The organism is Serratia sp. L9 (assembly GCF_050632285.1).
In the GTDB taxonomy this organism is placed as follows: domain Bacteria; phylum Pseudomonadota; class Gammaproteobacteria; order Enterobacterales; family Enterobacteriaceae; genus Chania.
Window position 1 is genome coordinate 2,879,629 of record NZ_CP192591.1, and the last position, 22,851, is coordinate 2,902,479.

Genomic DNA, 22,851 nt, shown 5'->3' on the forward strand with positions numbered 1-22,851 from the left:
TCTGCCAGGTTCAAACAGAAAGGTCATCGATGAGCTGGATTGAACGAATTCTTAACAAAAGCAATGTTACTCAAACCCGTAAGGCGAGTATTCCTGAAGGGGTCTGGACCAAATGCGACAGCTGCGGCCAGGTTCTCTATCGCGCCGAGCTGGAGCGTAATCTTGAAGTCTGCCCCAAGTGCGATCATCACATGCGTATGTCAGCCCGTATGCGTTTGCATACTCTGCTGGACGAAGGCAGTGAGGTGGAGCTGGGCAGCGAGCTGGAGCCAAAAGACGTTCTGAAGTTCAAGGACTCCAAGAAGTATAAAGATCGTCTGGTTGCGGCACAGAAATCGACCGGCGAGAAAGACGCGCTGGTGGTGATGAAAGGGACGCTTTACGGTATGCCGATCGTCGCCGCCTCCTTCGAATTTGCCTTCATTGGTGGTTCGATGTCCTCTGTGGTTGGCGCTCGTTTTGTGCGTGCGGTCGAACAGGCACTGGAAGATAATTGCCCGCTGGTCTGCTTCTCCGCCAGTGGCGGTGCGCGTATGCAAGAAGCGCTGATGTCATTGATGCAGATGGCGAAAACCAGCGCGGCGTTGGCCAAGTTGCAAGAGCGTGGTTTGCCGTACATTTCCGTGCTGACCGACCCGACCATGGGCGGGGTTTCTGCCAGTTTGGCGATGCTGGGTGATATCAACATTGGCGAGCCAAAAGCCCTGATCGGCTTTGCTGGCCCACGTGTTATCGAGCAAACCGTGCGTGAAAAACTGCCGCCGGGCTTCCAGCGCAGTGAGTTCCTGATTGAAAAAGGGGCGATCGACATGATCGTCCGCCGGCCAGAGATGCGCCAGACCCTGGCCAGCATCCTGTCCAAGCTGACCAACCAGCCGCAGCCGCATTTTGATGAAGCTGCGCCGGTGAGCGCTCAGGAAAATCAGGCCGAAGCCTGAGGCACAGACCGAGACCCGGTGCAGGCGCAAACCCGCACCGGGTTCAGCTATCATTTTGTGGCTAAGTGACCGCTGAAAGAGCATCGCCTTTGACCCTGGTGAGGTGGTGCACCTTACGGATTTTGAACCCAAAGTCAGTGATGGGACTCATGCAAAACCACCAAATTCCCCAAGCCACGTCGCCTTTGAGTTCGTGGCTTTACTATCTGGAACGTCTGCATAGCCAGGCGATCGAACTTGGCCTGGAGCGTGTGCAGCACGTTGCGGCGCATCTTGACCTACTCACTCCTGCCCCCACGGTATTTACCGTTGCCGGTACCAACGGCAAGGGCACCACTTGCCGCACGCTGGAAGCTATTCTGATGGCCGCCGGGCTGCGGGTGGGTGTTTACAGTTCCCCTCATCTGGTGCGTTACACCGAGCGTGTCCGTATTCATGGCGAAGAGCTTAGCGACGCTGAGCATAGCCGTTCCTTCGCCGTTATCGAAGCGGGGCGCGGGGAAACCTCTTTAACCTATTTCGAATTTGGTACCCTGTCGGCGTTACAGCTGTTTAAACAGGCTAAACTCGACGTAGTGATCCTTGAAGTCGGATTGGGGGGCGTCTCGATGCCACCAATATTGTCGCGCCTGACGTTGCCGTGGTGACCAGTATTGCTCTGGATCACACCGACTGGTTAGGCAACGATCGCGAAAGCATTGGCCGTGAAAAGGCGGGGATCTTCCGTGGCGGCAAACCGGCAGTGGTCGGTGAACCTGATATGCCGGCAAGCATTCAGCAGGTGGCAGAGGAACTGGGTGCTCAACTGTACCGCCGTGGTGAAGCCTGGGCATTCAGCGAGCAGGGCGAACGTTGGCAATGGGAAGCCGATGGCACCCGCCTGACAGATTTGCCGATGCCCAACGTGCCTTTGGCGAACGCGGCAACGGCTTTAGCCGCTTTGCACTATTCGGCATTGGAAATTGACGAGAAGGCAATTTTCACCGGCTTGCAGCAGGCAACGTTGCCCGGACGTTTTCAGACGGTTCAGCAGGACCCCTTGCTGATCCTGGATGTGGCGCACAATCCCCATGCGGCGGCCTATCTGGCGGAGCGGCTGGCTAAATTGCCACGCAAGGGTGGCAAGGTGCGCGCCGTGGTGGGGATGTTATCGGACAAAGACATTGCCGGTACGCTGTCTTGCCTGAGTCAGCAGGTGGATGAATGGTATTGTGCCCCACTGGAAGGCCCACGTGGTGCCAGCGCTGAGCTTTTAGCACAGCATTTAACGGAACCCCGGCAGTTTGCCGATGTCGAAACTGCCTGGCATCAGGCGATGCAGGACGCAGATATTCAAGATATTGTGATCGTCTGTGGTTCGTTCCACACCGTTGCACATGTGATGACGGCGTTAGACGAGAGGCGGGGAGTGTGAGTGGCAAGTAAATTTCAGAATCGACTGGTTGGAACCGTGATTTTAGTCGCCTTGGGAGTCATTATTCTCCCTGGGCTGCTGGACGGGAAAAAGAAACATTATGAGGATGAGTTCGCAGCGATCCCCTTGGTGCCAAAACCGGGCGATGCCCATGAAACCGACCTGATACCGCCGGCCAGCCAGCCGTTGCCATCACAGCCACCTGAGGGGGCCGGGGCATTGGTGGAGCAGCAGGCCGCTACTGCGGCAGCCACACAGCAGGCGGCTAATCAAACTGCGCAGCCGCCGCAGGTTGTTGCGCCGCCACCGATTGAAACCAAACCGGTTCAACCCCTAAACCTAAGCCGGTAGACGTTAAACCGGCAGAAGTGAAGCCAAAGCCGGTGCCACCACCGAAGCCGGAAGTGAAACCAGAACCGAAGCCAGAACCGAAACCGGCGGCGGAAGAAAAAGCACCCGCAGGGCAGGCTTTTGTCGTGCAACTGGGGGCGTTGAAGAATGCCGCCAAGGTTAGCGAGATTGTCGCTTCGCTGCGCTTGTCGGGTTACCGGGCCTATACCGTGCCATCAACGCCGGTTCAGGGCGAAATCACCCGGATCTACGTTGGTCCGGACGCGTCGAAGCAGAAACTGCAGGCGTCGCTGTCTGAACTGAATGCCATCAGCGGATTGAGTGGGCAGGTGAAAGCTTACAGCGCGCGTTGATAGGTCCCGCCGTGGCGGAACGAGATGATCCCCTCTCCCCTGGGAGAGGGGCAGGGTGAGCGGGCATTGCGCAGGGAGTGCAGAATAAATACCACTAAAACTGTGCCTTTCAGGGGCCATATGACCTATGTAGGCGCGGCGATTAAGAATTTTTTTATCGCCGTTTTTTATTTGTTACGTGGTGGGAAATCCGCTACGCAAACGTTTTCTTTTTCTGTTAGAATTCGCCGCGAATTGGATGCAAGGGCGATTCATCATTGGAATAGTTCATGGTCTGGATTGATTACGTCATTTTAGCGTTGATTGGATTTTCGGCTCTGGTGAGCCTGATCCGAGGTTTTGTTCGCGAAGCATTGTCACTCGTGACATGGGGATGTGCGTTCTTTGTTGCCAGCCATTTCTACCCTTACCTTGCAGCCTACTTCACGCGTTTTGAAGATGAGCTGGTGCGGAACGGCATTGCGATTGCCATTTTATTTATCGCAACGCTGATTGTAGGCGCTATCGTTAACTATGTGATTGGGTCATTGGTAGAGAAAACCGGATTATCGGGCACCGATCGGGTGTTGGGTGTGTGTTTTGGCGCACTGCGCGGCGTGTTGATCGTGGCGGCGATTCTGTTCTTCCTGGATACCTTTACCACCCTGTCACAAAGTGCGGATTGGAAACAGTCACAGCTGATCCCCCAGTTCAGTTACATCATCAGGTGGTTCTTTGACTACCTGCAGAGCACGTCGAGTTTCTTACCAACCCAATTACCGGGGCGGTAGCAGCGGCTTAGAGGAAAAGACAACATGTGCGGTATTGTCGGTATCGCCGGTTTCATGCCGGTTAACCAGTCGATTTATGATGCGCTGATGGTGCTTCAGCATCGTGGGCAGGATGCCGCTGGCATCGTTACGATTGATGCTCATAACGGGTTCCGCTTGCGTAAGGCAAACGGCCTGGTGAAGGATGTGTTTGAAGCACGCCACATGCAGCGTTTGCAAGGCAACATGGGTATCGGCCATGTGCGTTACCCGACGGCTGGCAGCTCCAGTGCTTCAGAAGCTCAACCTTTTTATGTCAATTCACCGTTTGGCCTCACTCTGGCCCACAACGGCAACCTGACCAACGCTCATGAGCTGCGCCAAAAGCTGTTTGAAAGCGGCCGCCGTCATGTCAACACCACCTCCGATTCCGAGATCCTGCTAAACGTGCTGGCCACCGAGCTTGACCGTTTCCAACATTATCCGCTGGAATCAGATAATATTTTCACCGCGGTTGCGGCGATGCATCAGCAACTGCGCGGTGCTTACGCCTGTGTGGCGATGATTATCGGCCACGGCCTGGTGGCGTTCCGCGATCCGAACGGTATCCGTCCGCTGGTGATCGGCAAGCGTGAGCTGGGGGATGGCCGCTGTGAATACATGGTGGCCTCTGAAAGCGTGGCGCTGGATACACTGGGCTTTGAGTTCCTGCGTGACGTTGCGCCGGGTGAAGCGGTGTATATCACCGAAAAAGGCCAACTGTTTACCCGCCAGTGCGCCGAGAATCCAAAAAACAATCCGTGCCTGTTCGAATATGTCTATTTTGCCCGTCCTGACTCCTTTATGGACAAGATTTCTGTCTACAGCGCCCGCGTGCGTATGGGGCAGAAGCTGGGGGAGAAGATTGCCCGCGAATGGGAAGATCTGGATATCGACGTGGTGATCCCAATCCCGGAAACCTCTTGTGATATCGCGCTGGAAATTGCGCGCATTCTGGATAAGCCGTATCGCCAGGGGTTCGTTAAGAACCGCTACGTTGGCCGTACCTTTATCATGCCGGGCCAGCAGGCTCGCCGCCAGTCGGTACGCCGCAAGCTGAACGCCAACCGGGCCGAGTTCCGCGACAAGAACGTGCTGTTGGTGGATGACTCTATCGTCCGTGGCACCACTTCCGAGCAGATCGTGGAGATGGCACGTGACGCAGGGGCAAAACGGGTTTACCTGGCTTCCGCCGCCCCGGAAATCCGCTTCCCTAACGTGTATGGCATTGATATGCCGAGTGCGACCGAACTGATTGCCCATGGCCGTGAAGTGGATGAAATCCGCCAGTTGATCGGTGCTGATGGCCTGATTTTCCAGAATTTGGACGATCTGATCGAAGCCGTGCGTGAAGAGAACCCGGATATCGCCCAGTTTGAATGTTCAGTGTTCAACGGTATTTACGTGACCAAAGACGTAGATCAGAGCTATCTGGAGTACCTGGAAGCCCTGCGCAATGATGACGCCAAGGCGTTACGCGGCCAATCCGAGGTCGAGAATCTGGAAATGCATAACGAGGGATAATCCCCTCACTAAAAGGGTGCACCGTGGTGTTCGCAGCGGTGCATCCTTTCCCTTCGTTTTTCTCTCTAAGTTGCTGCCAACTCTGCCCTGCTTCAGCTATTCTAACCGGATATCCCCAGGCAGAGGCCAGCTTTATGAAAAGACTCATTATCGGTATTTCCGGCGCCAGCGGCGCAATCTACGGCGTGCGTTTGCTGCAGGTATTGCGTGGCGTTGAGGATGTGGAAACTCACCTGGTGATGAGTAATGCGGCGCGGCAGACGCTGGCGCTGGAGACCTCGCTGAGCCTGCGCGATGTACAGACGCTGGCCGATGTGGTCTATGACGCACGTGATATTGCTGCCAGCATCTCCTCCGGCTCTTTCAAAACCACGGGTATGGTTATTTTACCCTGTTCAATCAAAACGTTATCTGGCATCGTCAATAGTTACAGCGATGGGCTACTGACCCGTGCCGCTGATGTGGTGCTTAAAGAGCGCCGGCCACTGGTGCTCTGTGTCCGTGAAACACCGTTACACCTTGGGCATTTGCGGTTAATGACGCAGGCGGCGGAACTGGGGGCGATGATTATGCCGCCGGTACCTGCTTTCTACCATCGTCCGCAAACTATTGACGACATTATCAATCAGACCGTAAATCGGGTAATCGACCAGTTTGATATCGAACTTCCAGAAGACTTGTTCACGCGCTGGCAAGGTGCCAATTAACAGTTTTAAGCGTTAATTTATACATTTGTGCAACATCGCACTGATTTAGTGCGATTCATGCACCATAATGATCCCACTTTCTCCCTGCATCCGTGGTTTGATCCTGCGGGTTTAGCAGCGGGAAGCCTGAGTTGGCCGAACATTTTGCCGTTATCGTCCCAGATAACTCTTTTGTGTAGAGCGTGGCCGTTCCCCGCGCTCTGTAACGACAAAGTGGCACGATTACTGCTAATTCAGTCAGTGATGAAAGTAGTGCCCGTAGTGGCATCGGAAAATATTCATTTGAGGGTAATTATGAAAAAGCTCGTTAAGGTTCTTCCTTTGGTCTTGGCTTTGGGCGCAGTCAGCAGCGCATTTGCCGCATTGCCAACCACGCTTAAAATTGGCACCGATCCCACCTATGCGCCTTTTGAATCCAAAAACGCGCAGGGTGAGCTGGTCGGGTTTGATATCGATCTGGCCAAAGAGCTGTGCAAACGCATAAATACCCAATGTACTTTCGTGGAAAGCGATTTTGACGCGCTGATCCCTTCCCTGAAAGCGAAGAAAATCGACGCTATCATCTCTTCACTCTCCATCACCGAAAAACGCCAGCAGGAGATTGCCTTTACGGACAAACTCTATGCGGCCAATGCCCGCCTGATTGCACCAAAAGGTTCGAAGCTGTTGCCTGATGTCGAATCGCTGAAGGGCAAAAGCGTCGGCGTGCTACAAGGGACAACTCAGGAAGCCTATGCCAACGCCATGTGGCAGCCGAAAGGGGTGACCGTGGTTCCTTATCAGAACCAGGATCTGGTGTATGCCGATCTGGCATCCGGGCGTATTGATGTGGCTTTCCAGGATGAAGTGGCGGGCAGCGACGGTTTCCTGAAACAGCCTCCGGGCAAGGATTACGCTTTTGCCGGTGAATCGGTGAAAGATGATAAATTCTTCGGCGTGGGGACCGGTATGGGCCTGCGCAAGGATGAAACCGAGTTGAAAGCGGCGTTAGATAAAGCCTTTGCCGAAATGCGTAAAGACGGGACTTACGACAAATTCGCGAAAAAATACTTCGACTTTGACGTCTACGGCGGCTAATCCCCGCTCGTAACATGCTGTGGCTGCGGGTCCGGCCTGCCGGGCCCGTGCGAACCTCAATACGGTGTCACGACGTAGGGGCGCAGCCTGCTGCACCTGGTGGTTCGGGATCCAATGACGACAGGATGAAGTAAATGCTGCAAGGCTATTCCCAACTGATATTTGAGGGAGCTCTGGTGACGCTTGAGCTGGCCCTCAGTTCCGTTCTGCTGGCGGTAGTGATTGGTTTGATCGGCGCCGGCGGTAAACTCTCACCAAACCCCTCATCTCAACAATATTCGGCGCTTATACCACCTTGATCCGTGGGGTGCCGGATCTGGTATTGATGCTGTTGATCTTCTACGGCCTGCAGATTGCCCTGAACAGTTTCACGGAGTTGGTCGGTATTTCTCAGATTGATATCGATCCCCTGAGTGCTGGCATTATCACACTGGCTTTTATCTATGGAGCCTATTTCACGGAAACCTTCCGTGGTGCCTACCTGGCGGTACCCCGCGGGCAGATCGAAGCGGCCACCGCATTCGGTTTCTCCAATGGGCAGATTTTCCGCCGCATTCTTTTCCCGGCCATGATGCGTTTTGCTTTACCTGGCATCGGCAATAACTGGCAGGTGATCCTCAAGGCAACGGCGCTGGTGTCGATCCTTGGCTTGAACGATCTGGTAAAGGCCACGCAGCTTGCGGGGAAGGGCACTTACCAGCCATTCTTTTATGCCATTGTTGCTGGCGCGGTCTATCTGGTTTTCACCACCCTTTCCAACGGCGTGTTGCTGTGGCTTGAGCGGCGTTATTCACTGGGCGTCAAAAGGGCCGATCTATGATTGATATTTTGCATCAGTACTGGCAACAATTGCTGTGGAGTGACGGGTATCGCTTTACCGGCGTGGCTGTCACGCTGTGGCTGCTGATTACATCGGTGGTGATGGGCGGTTTACTGGCGATCCCGATGGCGGTAGCGCGGGTATCGTCTTTGCGCTGGTTACGCTTCCCGGTATGGCTGTATACCTATGTGTTTCGTGGCACGCCGCTGTATGTACAATTGCTGGTGTTTTACTCCGGTATGTATAGCCTGGAGATTGTGCGCGGCACGGAGTTCCTTAATGCGTTCTTCCGCAGCGGGCTTAACTGTACCATTCTGGCATTGACGCTCAACACCTGCGCCTATACCACAGAGATTTTCGCCGGTGCGATTCGCTCTGTACCTCATGGGGAAATTGAAGCGGCCAGAGCCTATGGGTTTTCACGTTTTAAAATGTATCGCTGCATTATTTTACCTTCGGCGCTGCGCACCGCACTACCGGCGTACAGTAACGAAGTTATCCTGATGCTGCATTCCACCGCGTTGGCCTTTACGGCAACGGTGCCGGACTTGTTGAAGATTGCCCGTGATATCAACGCTGCGACCTATCAACCTTTCTATGCCTTCGGTATCGCAGCGGTGTTGTATCTGATTATCTCCTATGTGTTGATCAGCCTGTTCCGTAAGGCCGAAAAACGCTGGATGGCTCACGTAACTCATCGATGAATGACGGGAATAAATCATGCCTGACAATAAATTAGCCGTCACCGAACTGCACAAGCGCTATGGCGATCATGAGGTGCTGAAAGGGGTTTCCCTGGCAGCCAATGCGGGCGATGTGATCAGTATTATCGGTTCTTCCGGTTCCGGGAAAAGTACCTTTCTGCGCTGTATTAATTTCCTGGAAAAGCCGAGCGAAGGGTCGATTAGCCTGAATAATGAAGATATCCGCATGGTGCGCGATAAAGATGGCCAGCTAAAGGTAGCTGACAGGAAACAGCTGCAGCTTTTGCGCACCCGCCTGACGATGGTGTTCCAGCATTTCAACCTGTGGAGCCATATGACGGTACTGGAGAATGTCATGGAAGCCCCGATTCAGGTGTTGGGCCTGAGCAAGGCCGAGGCGCGTGAACGTGCGGTGCGCTACCTGGAAAAGGTGGGTATTGACGAACGTGCCCGTATCAAATACCCGGTGCACCTTTCCGGCGGGCAACAACAGCGCGTCTCAATTGCGCGGGCCTTGGCGATGGAGCCCGAAGTGCTGCTGTTCGATGAACCGACTTCGGCGCTCGATCCTGAACTGGTGGGTGAAGTATTGCGCATTATGCAAAAGCTGGCTGAAGAAGGGAAAACGATGGTGGTGGTGACGCATGAGATGGAGTTTGCGCGCCATGTTTCCAGCCACGTCATTTTCTTGCATCAGGGGTTGATCGAAGAGCAGGGGCCACCTGCAGACGTCTTTGGTCATCCAAAAAGCCCGCGTTTGCAGCAGTTCCTTTCCGGTACTCTTAAGTAGGTGTTTTCCCCTCACTCTCTCCTACAGGGAGAGGGTGAGGGGGTAACTCATGCCTGTTGATTGATCACATCGTCCAGCGCCTGTTCCAGCTCAAAGAATCGGAAAGTGAAACCCGCTTCCTCCAACCTTTTCGGTACGGCTCTTTGGCCCCCCAGCACCAGCACCGCGGCTTCCCCCATCAATAACCGCATGGCGAAGGCCGGAACACGTAAAAATGCAGGGCGATCCAGCACGTTGGCCAGCGTGGCGGTGAACTGCTCATTATGCACCGGGTAAGGCGCCACCATATTGAACGGGCCTTGCAGGGCAGGGTTGTCCAGCAGATAAATAATGCCGTTGACCATATCGTCAATGTGGATCCAGGGCAGATATTGACGCCCGTCCCCAATCGGCCCCCCAACGCCCAGGCGGAAAGGCGGGATCATTTTCGCTAACGCTCCCCCTTGGGAGACAGAACCACGCCGGTGCGCAACAGGCAAACCCGGGTATGGCTACTCTGAGCTTGCAGCGCCAGTTCCTCCCAGCGTTGGCAAAGGCGGTGGGTAAACTCATCGTGCGGGGATTCTTCTTCGGTAACTACCGCCTGGCCCTGGTCGCCATAATAACCGACCGCCGATCCCGAAATCAGCACTGAGGGCGGCGTACTGCTGGCATTGATAAGCTCTGCCAGTCGTGCGGTCAGTTCCCAGCGGCTGCGACACAGGCGTTCTTTCTGTGCTTTGCTCCATCGCTTGTCAGCAATAGGTTCGCCCGCCAGGTTGATGACGGCATCGAAACCGTCCAGAGAACGTTGCGGGTCGAGAGAAGGCCAGTAGTGGACCGCTTCGCCAAATTTATCGCGTGCTTTAGCGACATCGCGGGTCAACAGCGTGAGTTCATGTGAAAGGTGCAGCAGCTGCCTTGTCAGGCTGCTGCCGATCAACCCTGTCGCGCCAGTTATCAGGACTTTCATGGTCGACCTCCCTGACAGGTTTAGGTGCTAGGCAATTCCCGGCGGTAGCTCATGGTCATAGAAACCGAATCGGCATAACGCAGGGCCAGCAATTTATCTATCTCTACTTCAGCATAGGTTACCCATGGATGTTGTTTCACGATTTCTAGCACATCCTGAGTTAATTTTTCCAGCAAAGCGAAGCGGTTATCTTCGATATGGCAAATTATCGCCTTGGTGATGGTGCGATAATTAAGAGCATCGGTAATGTCCTCACTGTTTCGTGCTTTATCCGCCGGATAATGGATGGTCACGTTAACCAGGATGTCTTGGCGATTATTGATTTCTTCTTCCTTGATACCGATGAAAGTGCGTAATCGCAGATTTTTAATACGGATAATGGCATCGGGTTGGTTGAATGACATCAGAGATTCTCCGGAGGTCTGAATGTTGGTATTCAGAATACACGGAAAGTAAAGAAAAGGTAATGTGGCCAGAAGGTTAAACAGAGCAACGCGGGGTAGCTCACAATCAGTTGAGCAGCAGCAGAGGGGTTAGCCAGGCGTAACCCGCACTCTGATTTCCATTTCAATAGGGAAGATTAAGCCTGCTCAGCCAGCTTGTAGGCTCGCTCAGTTGCCGGACGGTTACTGATGCGTTCAAACCAGTTACGCACTGCCGGATAATCCGCCAGGCTGATACGTTGACGAGGGTGGGAAACGACCCAGGGATAGGTTGCCATATCGGCGATGCTGTAGTGGTCACCCCCAGATAAGGATGCCTTTGCAGCTCGGCTTCGAGCACAGCATACAGGCGTTTGGTCTCCTGTTGGTAGCGTTCAATCGCATAAGGAACGGGGTGCGGGGCGTAGTGATTGAAGTGGTGGTTCTGCCCCAGCATTGGCCCAAACCCGGCCACTTGCCAGAATAACCATTGCAGGGTTGCTGCACGTTCACGCAGCCCTTTGCTTAAAAACTTGCCGGTTTTCTCTGCCAGATAAAGCAAAATCTCCCCTGATTCAAACAGAGCGATTGGCGCACCACCATCCACAGGTTGTTGATCGACAATCGCTGGGATTTTGTTATTGGGGGAAATGGCCAGAAATGCGGGTTTGAACTGATCGCCAGCACCGATATTTACGCGGTGGATACGGTAAGGTAAACCAACCTCCTCCAGAAGCAGGGTAATTTTGTGCCCATTGGGAGTTGGCGCGTAATACAGGTCAATCATATTGTAATACTCCTTATGAAACATAATGATAGAAGAGTATGAGGCCATCGGTGTCTTAGGGTCCATAAGACCATTCTTATGCTGTCCCTTGGCTTTATACACCAGCCAGGAGAGATTCGCCATCAGGGACAAATGCTGCTGAGACGATCACATGATGCAAAAGCAGAGTTATGGCTGAAGGTAGGCTGAGGAGCCGCTGACGCGGGGGCCTTCTACCAGAAAAGTGAAATCATAAATTTGATAAATCCTATGATGTAAACTATATATTAAATGAATATATTTACCATCGTCAGCTAAAAGGAAACGTTATATGAAAAAAACCATATTGGGTCTTTTTATCAGCACACTCGCCTTTAGCACATTCGCCGCAGAATTGATGCCAAAAGCAGACTTTGAAAAGGTGCAGGATCAATATGAAAAAGTGGGGAGTATTTCCACTTCCGGTGAAGTCTCCCAATCTGATGCTAAAGAGGAACTCTCTAAGAAGGCCGATGAGAAGGGCGGGGATATCTATGTTCTGACCTCGGCGAACACGGAAAATAAAATTTACGGCACAGCAGATGTGTACAAGAAAAAATAGTACCGTCATTGATTTATATCATGCCAGAAGCTGCCCCTTAGTTATTTACGGGGCGGTTTTTGTTTGTTTTATGCACAAACGTTTTTCTTGATTTATTTATCCTGGTCAGGTCGTTGCCGACGCTATGAAAGTTGAAAGTCCAACGCTCTTTTAGTATTGATTTTTTTCATGGCTTTATTTTTATAACTGTTAATGGTCTTGAGTCTTAGCTTGAGTTTGTTAGCTATTTCACTCGGTGATGCGCCATTATAAATTTCATTGATGACCACCAATTCTCTTCCCGTCAGGCATTGCTGGATACTGATACTCTCCTCGGCGTCTTCGTTATCGGGAGGGAAACTTTTTTGCAGCAAAGACAGGCGAGTAAACAACAGCAGGATATTCCCCACGCTGGTGTTTTTGTCTAAGGTGACAAAGTGGTTGTACATGTCTGGGTTGGTAAGACAAAGACTGTTTTCGTAGAACAGGATCACCCGGGCGTATAATACTCCCCGTTCCAAGGCCGAATAGAGTGTTGAACAGGCGCTGTAATAATTAATAAAGCCACAACTGCAATCCAGGATCAGTATGTCGCAGGCATTCTTTTTGAGTTTTTTTATTGTGCGACACTCGAAGCTATCTTTCTCGAAAGGTAACTCCTTCATAGAGATAGCTTTGTGAGCCAGCTCTTCGCAGCCAAGAAGCAGGAAGCGTAAACCCGCGCAAAAATACCTGTCATTACTTATCGTATAGATATCAAGATCAGCCATATTATCTATCCTCGTCAGAATATTACTGCCAGTGCATTGTTCATCATTCAAATCCCTGCTGGGGTGTTGAACGCATAGCCTTTCACCGGCTTTTTGAAAAACAGGTCATATTTCTTCTTTGCGCATTTGGCTGTAGCCGAACCCCTTGCTGGAGGCTTTGATTCTGCTTTTAACCTGGCAGGATTCTGGTCTGGGAGGGGGCAGGCGACATATTCGGCGTAAGTCATAATATTCACTCATTCCATTGATTTATCTTGATAAGTTAGTTTGATGATCATATCAGAGCCGATTTTAATGATCAATAAAATAGATCGATAAGATAAAACCTATCATTTTTAGTGATGAATTTGTGGTTTATTCCAATAAAATCAACCGATAAGCCAGATTGTGAGTTTTATATTATCATTTGTATTTTGTATGTATTATTTGGTGGGCATAATAAATATTAATTATTTATATTTTTTTTGATTCGAGAAGTACGGTGACGCATTTTAGGGGAGGGGCAAACAGTTGAGCCTAATAAAGGCATCGATTGGGAATGGGGATGGGAACGAGAAAGAGAAAGCCCCCGGCAGTATACACCGGGGGATGAGATTCAGCGTTATTTCAGGAAATCTTCACGCTGTGGAGTAAAGGTATCCAATAAGGTTCCTGCTTCCAGGCACACGCAGCCATGCACTACGTCAGGCTGCTTGTACAAGGTATCCCCGGCCCCAACTTCCTTGGTGACGCCATCAATGGTAAAACTGAAACGGCCAGAGAGCACATAGGTGAGTTGCTCGTGGGGATGGCTGTGCAGTGTGCCAATGGCACCTTGGCTGAAGTTAACCTCTACCGCCATCATGGTTCCACCATGGGCAAGAACACGCCTGGTAATACCGTTACCCAAATCTTCTAGCTCGCACTCTTTTTGATAGATAAACATGACTTTTCCTTAGGGAGTTTGGGTATTCAAGCAAATAGATTTTCCGGCAACCGTGCCAGATACAGTGCCGGTTCACCTTCATAATCTGAAGTAAACAGCACCTGCTGGTTGTCTGGGGTAAAGGACGGATGCGGGTGAGTGACCTGACGATCGCCGTTCAGCACTCGCCAGGAACTGTTGTGTGCGGCCAGGCGTGCCTGGCGTTTCTGTTTGGCATCAAATACGTAAAGCCAAGGGTCGTTCTCAATGGTATAGCCCTGAGCATCTTTGATATCTACCGGTGAGGCTGAACCGTCGCCGACCAGCAAACTCCCGTCGTGGTTGCTCATCAGATGCGAACAGGCTGGCATTGTCATCACAATCTCATCTTTGCCGCTTTCAGGATCGTAACGGCAGATATGGCGTTCTTGCTGGCCTTTTAAATAAGAGACATACATCAGGGCTGAACCGTCTGGCACCCAGAATTCATGGGTGCAACTCTCACCTTCGGCATGGGTTTTCACCTTGCGCATATTACTGCCATCTTCATTAATCAACCACATGCGCGCATCCACCAGATCGTGTGGCCCTTCATGGCAGAAGGCGACGCAGTTATCGTGATAAGGGCGATAAATAGGGTGACCCAGCCAGAGGTTATCCTGGTAGATCACCCGGGAGTCACCACTTTTCAGATCGACACGCAGCAGGCGGCAATGCGGATTTTTGGTAAAGAAGCTGTGGAAAATCTTCCAGTCGGTCAGCGGTTCCCAGTCTTTGCGACTGATTTCGATACCCACCAGGCTGGTGCATTCGCTGTTCGCGACCCAGGTGCCGTAGCCAACCCACTCTTCAGGGACTTGATAGATGGTTTGCTCATGGCAGTTACTGAGTTCCACCCGGCGCAGTTCACGTTCATTTTTCACATAGTAGAGGAAGCGATCGTCCGGCGATAAAAAACCACCGAAGGTATTGTCGCCTGCGCCTTCGGTCAGTTGAACGGCCTGTTGCTGTTGCAAGTCCAGCAGGTAGTAGTTGCGATTACCGTCAAACTCCCCGGCAAACAACAGCTTACTGCCGTCTGTGGTAAAGCATTTCTGATAGAAGTAATTCCGATGACACAGTACGTCTGGTGGCGTTAAGCGAGTGATCTGTGCGCCGGTACCGGCATCGGTTGTATGGTGGAAATTGAAATTGAGGACTGAACCTTTAGCCACAATGGCCTCCCTTAAGCTTAGCGATAAACCGTCCAGTGCGTGAACAGCTCATTAATTAATAAAACAGCGTTTCATAAATTTAGAAAAATCATATCAAAGTGAAGCTGAAGGCCAACCCAGACGAACGATTTATGCGACCTGCATCGCATAAATCGTTTATCTCTCCCGGTAAAGCGCAGGATAACCGTTTTGCTCATGGCTAGCCCTGGCGTAGCTGTTGCATCCTATGTAATCACTAAATGTAACCATCAAGTACTGCAACTGTAATCACCGGGATATAAATCGGAAAACCTTACTTTTTATGTGACCTTCATCACATCATTCTGCTCTACTAAAAAGTATAAAACAACATTCCTTTAAAAGTGAAATAGTGGTTCATTTTAATTACGAGAAAAGTAGATGACAACTAACAGCAGTATTCCTTTGGGCAATGGACGGAAGGTCACGCTTGGGCATCAGTTAGCGTATGGCGGAGGCAACCTGCTTGGTAGTGGTGCGCTGGCAATCAGTGGGGCCTGGTTGCTGTATTTTTATACGACCTTTTGTGGGCTGACGCTGCTGGAAGCGTCATTCATCTTCTCTGTTGCAAGTGTCATCGATGCGATCAGTAACCCGGTGATGGGGTATCTGACGGATAACTTTGGTAATACCTGGCTCGGCAAGCGTTTTGGTCGGCGGCGTTTCTTTGTGCTGATCGGCGCACCACTGATGGTGTTTTATCCACTGCTGTGGGTTGAGGGCTTTGGTTTTTGGTACTATCTCGCCACTTATGTGATTTTCGAGCTGATTTATACCTCGGTAATGGTGCCCTACGAGACGCTGGCGACCGAAATGACCGATGACTTTGCCGTGCGCTCCAAGCTGACTGGCTACAAAGCGATTTTTGGCAAGATGGCCAACTTCCTGGCGGCATTTATTCCTGGGCAATTTATCCTGATCTACGGTAAAGAGTCGGCGCAGCCTTTCCTGTACACCGGTATCACCTATGGCGTGATCCTGTTTATCGCGATCGGCACTCTCTATCTGTTCTCCTGGGAGCGCAAGGAAGAAGCGGTCGTGGTGGCGACGCATAAAAAGTCTCTGCTGGAAACGCTGGTTTCTCTGGCGCGGGATATGCAATCGACGTTCTACTTGCGAGTATTCCGTAAACATTTGGGTATGTATCTGTTCGGTTTTGGCGCGGAATGGCTGTTTGCTTCGGTATTTACCTATTTTGTTATCTTTGTATTGCAATACGATCCCGCCATTTTGGCTGGGCTAAATAGCCTCAACGCCATATTGCAATTAATCTCGACGGCTATCTTTATCGGCCTGTGCGTGAAAAAAGGCTTCAGTAAGCCTTATTGCTGGGCGCTCGGCATCGTTATGTTTGCCGTCTGCTGTTACTCCCTGCTGCATTTCTTTAATTTGCCAGCCCATATCGCTACGGCGGCGATTATCGGTATTACCGTGATTTTTGGCTTGGGTACGGGGGGGTCTATTATATCCCATGGACGGTCTACACCTTCCTGGCGGATGTGGATGAAGTCTTTACCGGACGCCGTCGTGAGGGCATTTACGCCGGGGCGATGACCTTCTCCGGCAAAATTATGCGTTCGATTATTGTCTTCACCATGGGGGCTATCCTCAGCTACTACGGTTTCCAATCGAAATCCCATACTCAACCGGAAACTGCGATCACCGCTATTTCCTGGGTGTTCTTTGCCGGTGTGATCCTGTTGGCGCTGATGGCGATTGTTTTCAGCAGCCAGATGACACTCAACCGCCAAACCCACCAGGTGGTGTTGTACGAAGTTGCCCGTATCAAGGCTGGCGGCAAACTCGGTGATATCAAGCCCGAAGTGCGTCTGGTGATTGAGAAACTGGTGGGGCTGCCCTATGAACAATGCTGGGGCAACAGCAAGATCTGCCAGAAAATGAATATTACTCCTGAAGTTCCAGCTACTTCTTATAAACCGGCCTAACAGGCCAGATCTCCCCAAAAACCACTGATAGGATCTTCTCGCTTAAGCTGCGGGAAGATCCACTCATGCTAAAAATAAGGAAAGGGAAATGAAGATCGTACCTCTGTCGCTATTTTGTGCCCTGGCCAGCCTCAGTTTTAACGGCAATGCGGCACCGCTGCCTGTTGCTGGTGAATTGGTTTGGCAGACAATGGCTTTTGGTCAGTCAACGGATGTTAATTTCGCTACCAACGTGTTGCCAGACAAGGTTGGCACTAACCATGCATTCCAGGCCGATGGCCAGCCTGTGACTGCGGGGCCGCTGAAGACGCCTTTCCACCTGGAAAGCCGGGGCGGCAAAATTGGTAATAGCCACGATGGGCTGACCTTCTACTACACGCGCATTCCAGCCAGTGCCAATGTGGTGCTGGAGGCGGACATTACTGTCGATCAGTTTGGCCCGGAAAACCAGGCGTTGCCGGCCGGACAGGAAGGTGCAGGGCTGCTGATCCGCGATATTCTGGGTAAGCCACGGTTGGAGAAAGTACAGCCGGGTTACGAGGAGTTCCCGGCAGCCGCCAATATGGTGATGAACGCCATTATGACGCAGGATAAAAAAGATCATCACCGGGTCAAAATGACGATGATCTCCCGCAATGGCGTGCTCAATTCCTGGGGTAACGCGGGGGTGGAGATCAAGCGTGAAGGTTACCAGCCAGAAGTCGATCTGCGTAAAACCCCAAGCTTCCGGCTCCGACTGGCCCGCACCGATCAGGGCTTTACGGCGGCTTATGCGCCTCAGGGTAGCGATAACTGGGTCAGTCACACTACGGGGGATCCACACCGGGTCACCCAACAGGATCCCGAGGGTTATTACGTCGGTTTCTTTGCTTCGCGTAATGCGCGCATCACCGTGGAGCAGGCCAGCCTGACGCTGAGTGACAGCCATCTGCCCCCGGCAAAAACCTTTGTCGCCAAAGCGCTGCCAACACAGATCGAAATTGGCTCAGCCACGCTGTCTGCTACCGATGAGTATATTTTTCAGTTACGCAGCAATAAGAAAGGCAAATTAACGCTGAGTAAAGACGGTGTAGTGATGGCTGCCGAACGGGCGGTACAGGCTGGTGAAATGCTGGCATTGAGGGTTCCGCTAACCAAGCCTGAAACCCAGTTGGATTACCGTTTCATCACTCAGGACGGCAAGACTTCAAATGACACAGTCCAAGTGCGCAAAGTGCATTACGCCGATGCCACCAATCTGTATGTCTCCCCGCAGGGCAAAGCGGATAATGATGGCACCAGGCAGCAACCGCTGGATCTTGCCACTGCTGCGCAGGCGTTGCCGCCTGGAGGCACATTGTGGCTGGCGGCGGGCGATTATCCCTTTAGCGTACTGCCCGCAACTGCCAGCGGCGCGGCTACTCAGGTCAAAAAGCTCAGGCCGCAAGGGGGCAGCGTTGTGCTGCATGGTTTAAATCTTGATGCCAGCTACTGGGACATCAAGGGGATCACGGTTACCGAAAAAAGCTTCCGCATTGCTGGCAGCCATAACCGTATCGACCGGGTAGTGGCCCATCACGCAGACGACACCGGGATCGTGGTCTCTTCCCCAGCCCAAGCGGATAGGCCGCTATGGGCCAGCCATAACCTGATCACCCATTCCGAGTCTTATGCTAACAAGGATCCAGGCATGATTAACGCCGATGGCTTTGCTGTCAAAATGCGCGTGGGTGAGGGGAATCGCCTGGTTGCCTGTTTCTCTCATGACAACGTAGATGACGGTTTTGACCTGTTTAACAAGATTGAAGATGGCCCAAATGGGCGGGTGGTTATAGAGAACAGCATTGCGCTGCGTAACGTTAATAACGGGTTCAAACTGGGGGGCGAAGGGCTACCGGTGGCACATGAAATTTCGGGCAGCCTCGCCATGGAAAACGGCATGGATGGCTTTACCGACAACTTTAACCCCGGCGCGCTTAAGGTCACCAACAATACCGCTATTGATAATAACCGCTTTAACTATATCTTCCGTCCGGGTCCCTACACGACACAGGATAAGCAGGGGCTGTTCAGCGGCAATAATTCGCTGCGCTCCAAGCCTGGGGAATATGCTGATGCGGTGGTAGGGCAGATAGCAGAGAACAACGCTTTTATTCTGGCAACAGACAAGTGATTTTTTGGCCGGGCTCAATTGAGCCCGGTTTGCTTATCAGTGCCAGAGATCGCCTGACCTCACATAAATAAAAAATACCTTTCACTTAAATCAAAACATTGTTTCAACTTTATTGATTGCGTCAGAGATACGCGTTAGACTTGCCACATCATGATGACAGGGGCAGGCAATAGCGCCCTCCCTGTGCGGCAGCAGGCTGCAATACTGATGGGATTGCAACGCTATCCCCACTTTTTGATAAGGGCCACTGATGCCCTGAGTACTAAGGATTAAGCATGATTCTCGATAATTTTTCATTGCAGGGTAAAGTGGCGATTGTGACCGGATGTGATACCGGCCTGGGGCAGGGGATGGCAATTGGGCTGGCACAGGCTGGCTGTGATATTGTCGGCGTTAACGTGGTAGAGCCAGAAGAAACCATTACCAAAGTCACTGCTCTGGGGCGCCGTTTCCTGAGCCTGAAGGCCGATCTGAGCAAACTGGAAGTGTTGCCAGAACTGCTGGAGCGTGCGGTGGCCGAGTTTGGCCATATTGATATTCTGGTCAACAACGCCGGTATCATTCGCCGCCAGGATGCATTGGTTTTCAGTGAAAAGGATTGGGATGATGTGATGAACCTGAACATCAAGACGGTGTTCTTTATGTCTCAGGCCGTGGCTCGCCAATTCATCGCTCAGGGCACGGGCGGCAAGATTATCAATATCGCTTCGATGCTGTCTTATCAAGGGGGTATTCGCGTCCCTTCTTACACCGCTTCAAAAAGCGCTGTAATGGGCGTAACCCGTCTGTTGGCCAACGAGTGGGCCAGCCACGGTATTAACGTTAACGCGCTGGCTCCGGGTTATATGGCCACCAACAATACTCGCCAATTGCGTGACGATCAGGCTCGCAGTGAGGAAATCCTTGAGCGTATTCCAGCTGGCCGCTGGGGTTTACCAGAAGATCTGATGGGGCCGGTGGTATTCCTGGCTTCACCGGCTTCAGACTATATCAATGGCTACACCATCGCGGTTGATGGCGGTTGGTTGGCTCGCTAAGTCTATATTCTTGGGGTTTCACACGGTAGCCTGCTTGGCTGCCTGCTGAACCCCATAGGGTATAAAGAATAACCGATTGATTCTATTTGCTGAGAGAAAGAGATGAATATTGCACTGATGATGGAAAACAGCCAGGCGGGCAAAAATGCGCTGGTTCTCGAACAACTGCAGGCGGTTGCGGCTGGCAATCATGATGCGGTGTTCAACGTTGGCATGAGCGATGAGCAGGATCACCACCTGACCTATATCCATCTGGGGATCATGGCCAGTATCCTGTTGAACTCGGAAGCAGTCGACTTTGTGGTGACCGGTTGCGGTACCGGCCAGGGTGCGCTGATGTCTCTGAACATTCACCCAGGTGTGGTGTGCGGTTACTGTATCGATCCGGCCGATGCCTTCCTGTTTGCCCAGATCAACAACGGTAATGCGCTGTCTCTGCCGTTTGCCAAAGGCTTTGGCTGGGGCGCGGAACTGAACGTCCGTTATATCTTTGAGAAAGCCTTTACCGGGCGTAAAGGTGAAGGTTACCCCGTTGAGCGTAAAGAACCACAGGTTCGCAACGCTGGCATCCTCAACCAGGTTAAGAGTGCGGTGATCAAAGATAACTATCTGGATACCCTGCGCGCCATCGATCCTGAGCTGGTGAAAACTGCCGTCAGCGGCGCGCGTTTCCAGGAATGCCTGTTCTCCAACGGCAAGAAACCTGAAATCGTAGCCTTTGTAAAAGAGATCCTGGCCCGCGCCTGATAGTGGGTATGTTTCCTCTGGTGGCCGAATATCGGCCACCGTTTTTCCTTTCTTGTTGTCTCTTCCCGCTGAGTTAAAATGGTTTCATATTCCGCATTGAAGGAAAGTTTATGAAGCTGATGTTCGCCTCGGATCTGCATGGCTCACTCTCCGCTACCGATAAAGTCCTCGAACTGTTCGAGCAAAGCCAGGCTGACTGGTTGATTCTACTGGGCGATTTACTCAATCACGGCCCGCGTAATGCCCTGCCGGATAATTATCAGCCAGCACAGGTTGCCGAGCAATTGAATCGCTATCGCGACAAGATCGTTGCCGTTCGTGGCAATTGCGACAGTGAAGTTGACCAGATGCTGCTCTCATTCCCTATCATGGCGCCCTTTCAGCAAGTTTTGCTGCCCAAAAGGCGATTGTTTTTAACCCACGGGCACCTTTATCATCCCAATATGCTGCCCCCTTTAGCCAGCGGAGATGTGCTGGTCTATGGCCATACGCATTTACCCCAGGCAGAAAGGCAGGGGGATATTTATTGCTTTAATCCTGGCTCGGTCAGCATTCCAAAAGGGGGCTTTCCTGCCAGTTATGGCATACTGGAGAACGGCACTTTGAGCGTAGTCAGTCTGCAAAGCGGCAAGGTTGTTGCAGAGGTGGCATTAACGCACTAGTTTATACCCGTCGTCTTTCAAGCAGCAGCCAAGCTTGCCGTTTGAAAGTGCAGGGGCACACGCAAAGAATCATTGAAGCAAACTCATTGATTAACCAGCGCGCGGCATGCATCGCGCCCAAATAGAAGGTTTTATAGGATGGCGGAACAGGATCAGGCTACAGAAACCGAGTGGGTTGATATCGTCAACGAGCAAAACGAAGTGATTGCTCAGTCCAGTCGTCAACAGATGCGTGCTCAGCGGCTGCGTCACCGAGCGACCTATATTGTGGTGCATGATGGAATGGGGAGAATTCTGGTACAACGCCGCACCGAGATCAAAGATTTTTACCCAGGCTGGATGGATGCAACCGCTGGCGGGGTAGTACAAAGCGGGGAAAACGTATTGGATTCCGCCCGGCGTGAAGCGGAAGAAGAGCTGGGCATTGCCGGTGTCCCTTTTGCCGAGCACGGTCTGTTCTACTTCGAAGAAGATCAATGCCGTATTTGGGGCGCGCTGTTCAGCTGTGTTTCCCACGGGCCGTTTGCATTGCAGGAAGAAGAAGTCGCGGAGGTGAGCTGGCTGACACCCGAAGAGATCACCGCGCGTTGCGACGAATTTACGCCAGATTCACTGAAGGCATTGTCACTGTGGCTGACGCGCAATAATGGCCAGGATTATGGCAAGCCTCTGGCGCGTGAGAGCAGAACGCTCTCTGACGAAGATAACGTCTGAAGTTAAATTCCGCAGCCTCTCTGCTCCGTTGAGCAGGGGGCTGTCTGCCCTTGCGGTATCCCCTTCTCCCTCTGAATCTGCCAGCCTGCTCCTGGCATACCCCATAAATTACCCACCTCCATTCAATGCGGCTTACAACACTGTTTGCATACACAGGTAAATGTAACAATGTGTCAGATTGTAATCCCCCTCTGCGCGCTAATTTTTGCTGCTTTTGCCAGCATTACAATTCACTAACCAATCATCTTCAAATCGCTATCGTTAACATCACAATCGTGAATCTAATTTATTTTGTTTAAAATCAATCGATTACGCATAATTCTCGCATCTTATTTTAATTACCAAGCTAAGTATTTAAAAAAATCAAAACAACGTTTCTACTTTGCTCACACTTTTGTCATTCGTTGAATGACGCTGGAAAAATTTCAGATATAATAATTTGAAATAGTGTTTCAGTTTGTTGGCTGGTATATGCCTGGCTCATCTGGGAGACCGCAAAAT

General features: G+C 51.8%; 18 protein-coding genes and 6 pseudogenes. 17 read left to right on the forward strand and 7 right to left on the reverse strand.

Annotated features, from left to right (window positions below):
* Positions 1-29: 29 nt before the first annotated feature.
* From accD to hisP, 10 genes and pseudogenes are all read left to right on the forward strand, one after another.
* A complete protein-coding gene (gene accD, locus ACQ86O_RS13615; RefSeq protein WP_431221568.1) occupies positions 30-938 on the forward strand; it encodes an acetyl-CoA carboxylase, carboxyltransferase subunit beta in 909 nt (302 codons plus the stop codon).
* A 149-nt stretch (positions 939-1,087) separates the two neighbouring features.
* Positions 1,088-2,352 (forward strand): annotated as a pseudogene (gene folC / locus ACQ86O_RS13620) (bifunctional tetrahydrofolate synthase/dihydrofolate synthase).
* Positions 2,353-3,056 (forward strand): annotated as a pseudogene (gene dedD, locus ACQ86O_RS13625) (cell division protein DedD).
* Between the two features lie 269 nt (positions 3,057-3,325).
* Positions 3,326-3,826 (forward strand): colicin V production protein, encoded by a 501-nt coding sequence (cvpA, locus tag ACQ86O_RS13630; protein ID WP_021178573.1) that lies wholly within the window; start codon positions 3,326-3,328, stop codon positions 3,824-3,826.
* 24 nt (positions 3,827-3,850) lie between these two features.
* Positions 3,851-5,368, forward strand: a complete 1,518-nt coding sequence (gene purF, locus ACQ86O_RS13635) for an amidophosphoribosyltransferase (RefSeq protein WP_431221569.1) — start codon at positions 3,851-3,853, stop codon at positions 5,366-5,368.
* 134 nt (positions 5,369-5,502) lie between these two features.
* Positions 5,503-6,075, forward strand: coding sequence for a UbiX family flavin prenyltransferase (locus tag ACQ86O_RS13640; protein ID WP_431221570.1), 573 nt, complete (start codon positions 5,503-5,505; stop codon positions 6,073-6,075).
* Between the two features lie 294 nt (positions 6,076-6,369).
* Positions 6,370-7,152: a histidine ABC transporter substrate-binding protein HisJ gene (gene hisJ / locus ACQ86O_RS13645; protein WP_431221571.1), complete on the forward strand. Its 783-nt coding sequence runs from the start codon at positions 6,370-6,372 to the stop codon at positions 7,150-7,152.
* 134 nt (positions 7,153-7,286) lie between these two features.
* Positions 7,287-7,972 (forward strand): annotated as a pseudogene (locus tag ACQ86O_RS13650) (histidine ABC transporter permease HisQ).
* On the forward strand, positions 7,969-8,676 hold the full coding sequence (locus ACQ86O_RS13655) for an ABC transporter permease (protein ID WP_431221572.1): 708 nt from the start codon (positions 7,969-7,971) through the stop codon (positions 8,674-8,676). Before ACQ86O_RS13650 ends, ACQ86O_RS13655 begins: the two are co-directional and overlap by 4 nt.
* 16 nt (positions 8,677-8,692) lie before the next feature.
* The gene (gene hisP / locus ACQ86O_RS13660) at positions 8,693-9,466 is read left to right on the forward strand and encodes a histidine ABC transporter ATP-binding protein HisP (RefSeq protein ID WP_431221573.1); all 774 of its coding nucleotides are present in this window, start codon (positions 8,693-8,695) and stop codon (positions 9,464-9,466) included.
* A gap of 47 nt (positions 9,467-9,513) precedes the next feature.
* On the opposite strand, the pseudogene ACQ86O_RS13665 reads toward hisP, so the two are convergent.
* From ACQ86O_RS13665 to yfcG, 3 genes and pseudogenes are all read right to left on the reverse strand, one after another.
* Positions 9,514-10,418 (reverse strand): annotated as a pseudogene (locus tag ACQ86O_RS13665) (TIGR01777 family oxidoreductase).
* A 20-nt stretch (positions 10,419-10,438) separates the two neighbouring features.
* Complete coding sequence (gene folX, locus ACQ86O_RS13670; RefSeq protein WP_431221574.1) at positions 10,439-10,822, reverse strand: dihydroneopterin triphosphate 2'-epimerase; 384 nt, start codon at positions 10,820-10,822, stop codon at positions 10,439-10,441.
* A 176-nt stretch (positions 10,823-10,998) separates the two neighbouring features.
* Positions 10,999-11,627, reverse strand: a pseudogene (gene yfcG, locus ACQ86O_RS13675) (GSH-dependent disulfide bond oxidoreductase).
* Positions 11,628-11,937: 310 nt separating this feature from the next.
* On the opposite strand from yfcG, the gene yahO reads away from it, so the two are divergent.
* A complete protein-coding gene (yahO, locus tag ACQ86O_RS13680; RefSeq protein WP_431221575.1) occupies positions 11,938-12,207 on the forward strand; it encodes a DUF1471 family periplasmic protein YahO in 270 nt (89 codons plus the stop codon).
* A 122-nt stretch (positions 12,208-12,329) separates the two neighbouring features.
* Here yahO and ACQ86O_RS13685 read toward each other — a convergent pair whose 3' ends face one another.
* The 4 genes from ACQ86O_RS13685 to ACQ86O_RS13700 all read right to left on the reverse strand — a co-directional run bounded on the left by ACQ86O_RS13685 (position 12,330) and on the right by ACQ86O_RS13700 (position 15,074).
* Positions 12,330-12,956, reverse strand: coding sequence for a LuxR C-terminal-related transcriptional regulator (locus ACQ86O_RS13685; protein WP_431221576.1), 627 nt, complete (start codon positions 12,954-12,956; stop codon positions 12,330-12,332).
* Positions 12,957-13,003: 47 nt separating this feature from the next.
* Entirely contained in the window at positions 13,004-13,183 is a 180-nt protein-coding gene (locus tag ACQ86O_RS13690; RefSeq protein WP_431221577.1) for a hypothetical protein, read from the reverse strand.
* A gap of 374 nt (positions 13,184-13,557) precedes the next feature.
* Positions 13,558-13,881 (reverse strand): cupin domain-containing protein, encoded by a 324-nt coding sequence (locus ACQ86O_RS13695; RefSeq protein ID WP_431221578.1) that lies wholly within the window; start codon positions 13,879-13,881, stop codon positions 13,558-13,560.
* 26 nt (positions 13,882-13,907) lie between these two features.
* A complete protein-coding gene (locus ACQ86O_RS13700) occupies positions 13,908-15,074 on the reverse strand; it encodes an oligogalacturonate lyase family protein (RefSeq protein ID WP_431221579.1) in 1,167 nt (388 codons plus the stop codon).
* A 399-nt stretch (positions 15,075-15,473) separates the two neighbouring features.
* Here ACQ86O_RS13700 and ACQ86O_RS13705 point away from each other — a divergent pair.
* The 6 genes and pseudogenes from ACQ86O_RS13705 (at position 15,474) to yfcD (ending at position 22,350) form a co-directional block, all read left to right on the forward strand.
* Positions 15,474-17,038: pseudogene (locus tag ACQ86O_RS13705) on the forward strand (MFS transporter).
* 88 nt (positions 17,039-17,126) lie between these two features.
* Positions 17,127-19,190 carry a right-handed parallel beta-helix repeat-containing protein gene (locus tag ACQ86O_RS13710; RefSeq protein WP_431221580.1) on the forward strand — a complete coding sequence of 688 codons (2,064 nt, stop codon included), beginning with the start codon at positions 17,127-17,129 and terminating at the stop codon, positions 19,188-19,190.
* A gap of 275 nt (positions 19,191-19,465) precedes the next feature.
* Positions 19,466-20,227, forward strand: coding sequence for a 2-dehydro-3-deoxy-D-gluconate 5-dehydrogenase KduD (gene kduD, locus ACQ86O_RS13715; protein ID WP_431221581.1), 762 nt, complete (start codon positions 19,466-19,468; stop codon positions 20,225-20,227).
* A gap of 102 nt (positions 20,228-20,329) precedes the next feature.
* Positions 20,330-20,974, forward strand: a complete 645-nt coding sequence (locus tag ACQ86O_RS13720) for an RpiB/LacA/LacB family sugar-phosphate isomerase (RefSeq protein ID WP_431221582.1) — start codon at positions 20,330-20,332, stop codon at positions 20,972-20,974.
* A 110-nt stretch (positions 20,975-21,084) separates the two neighbouring features.
* Positions 21,085-21,636: a phosphodiesterase gene (gene yfcE / locus ACQ86O_RS13725; protein WP_431221583.1), complete on the forward strand. Its 552-nt coding sequence runs from the start codon at positions 21,085-21,087 to the stop codon at positions 21,634-21,636.
* Positions 21,637-21,774: 138 nt separating this feature from the next.
* A complete protein-coding gene (gene yfcD, locus ACQ86O_RS13730; protein WP_431221584.1) occupies positions 21,775-22,350 on the forward strand; it encodes an NUDIX hydrolase YfcD in 576 nt (191 codons plus the stop codon).
* Positions 22,351-22,851 lie beyond the last annotated feature (501 nt).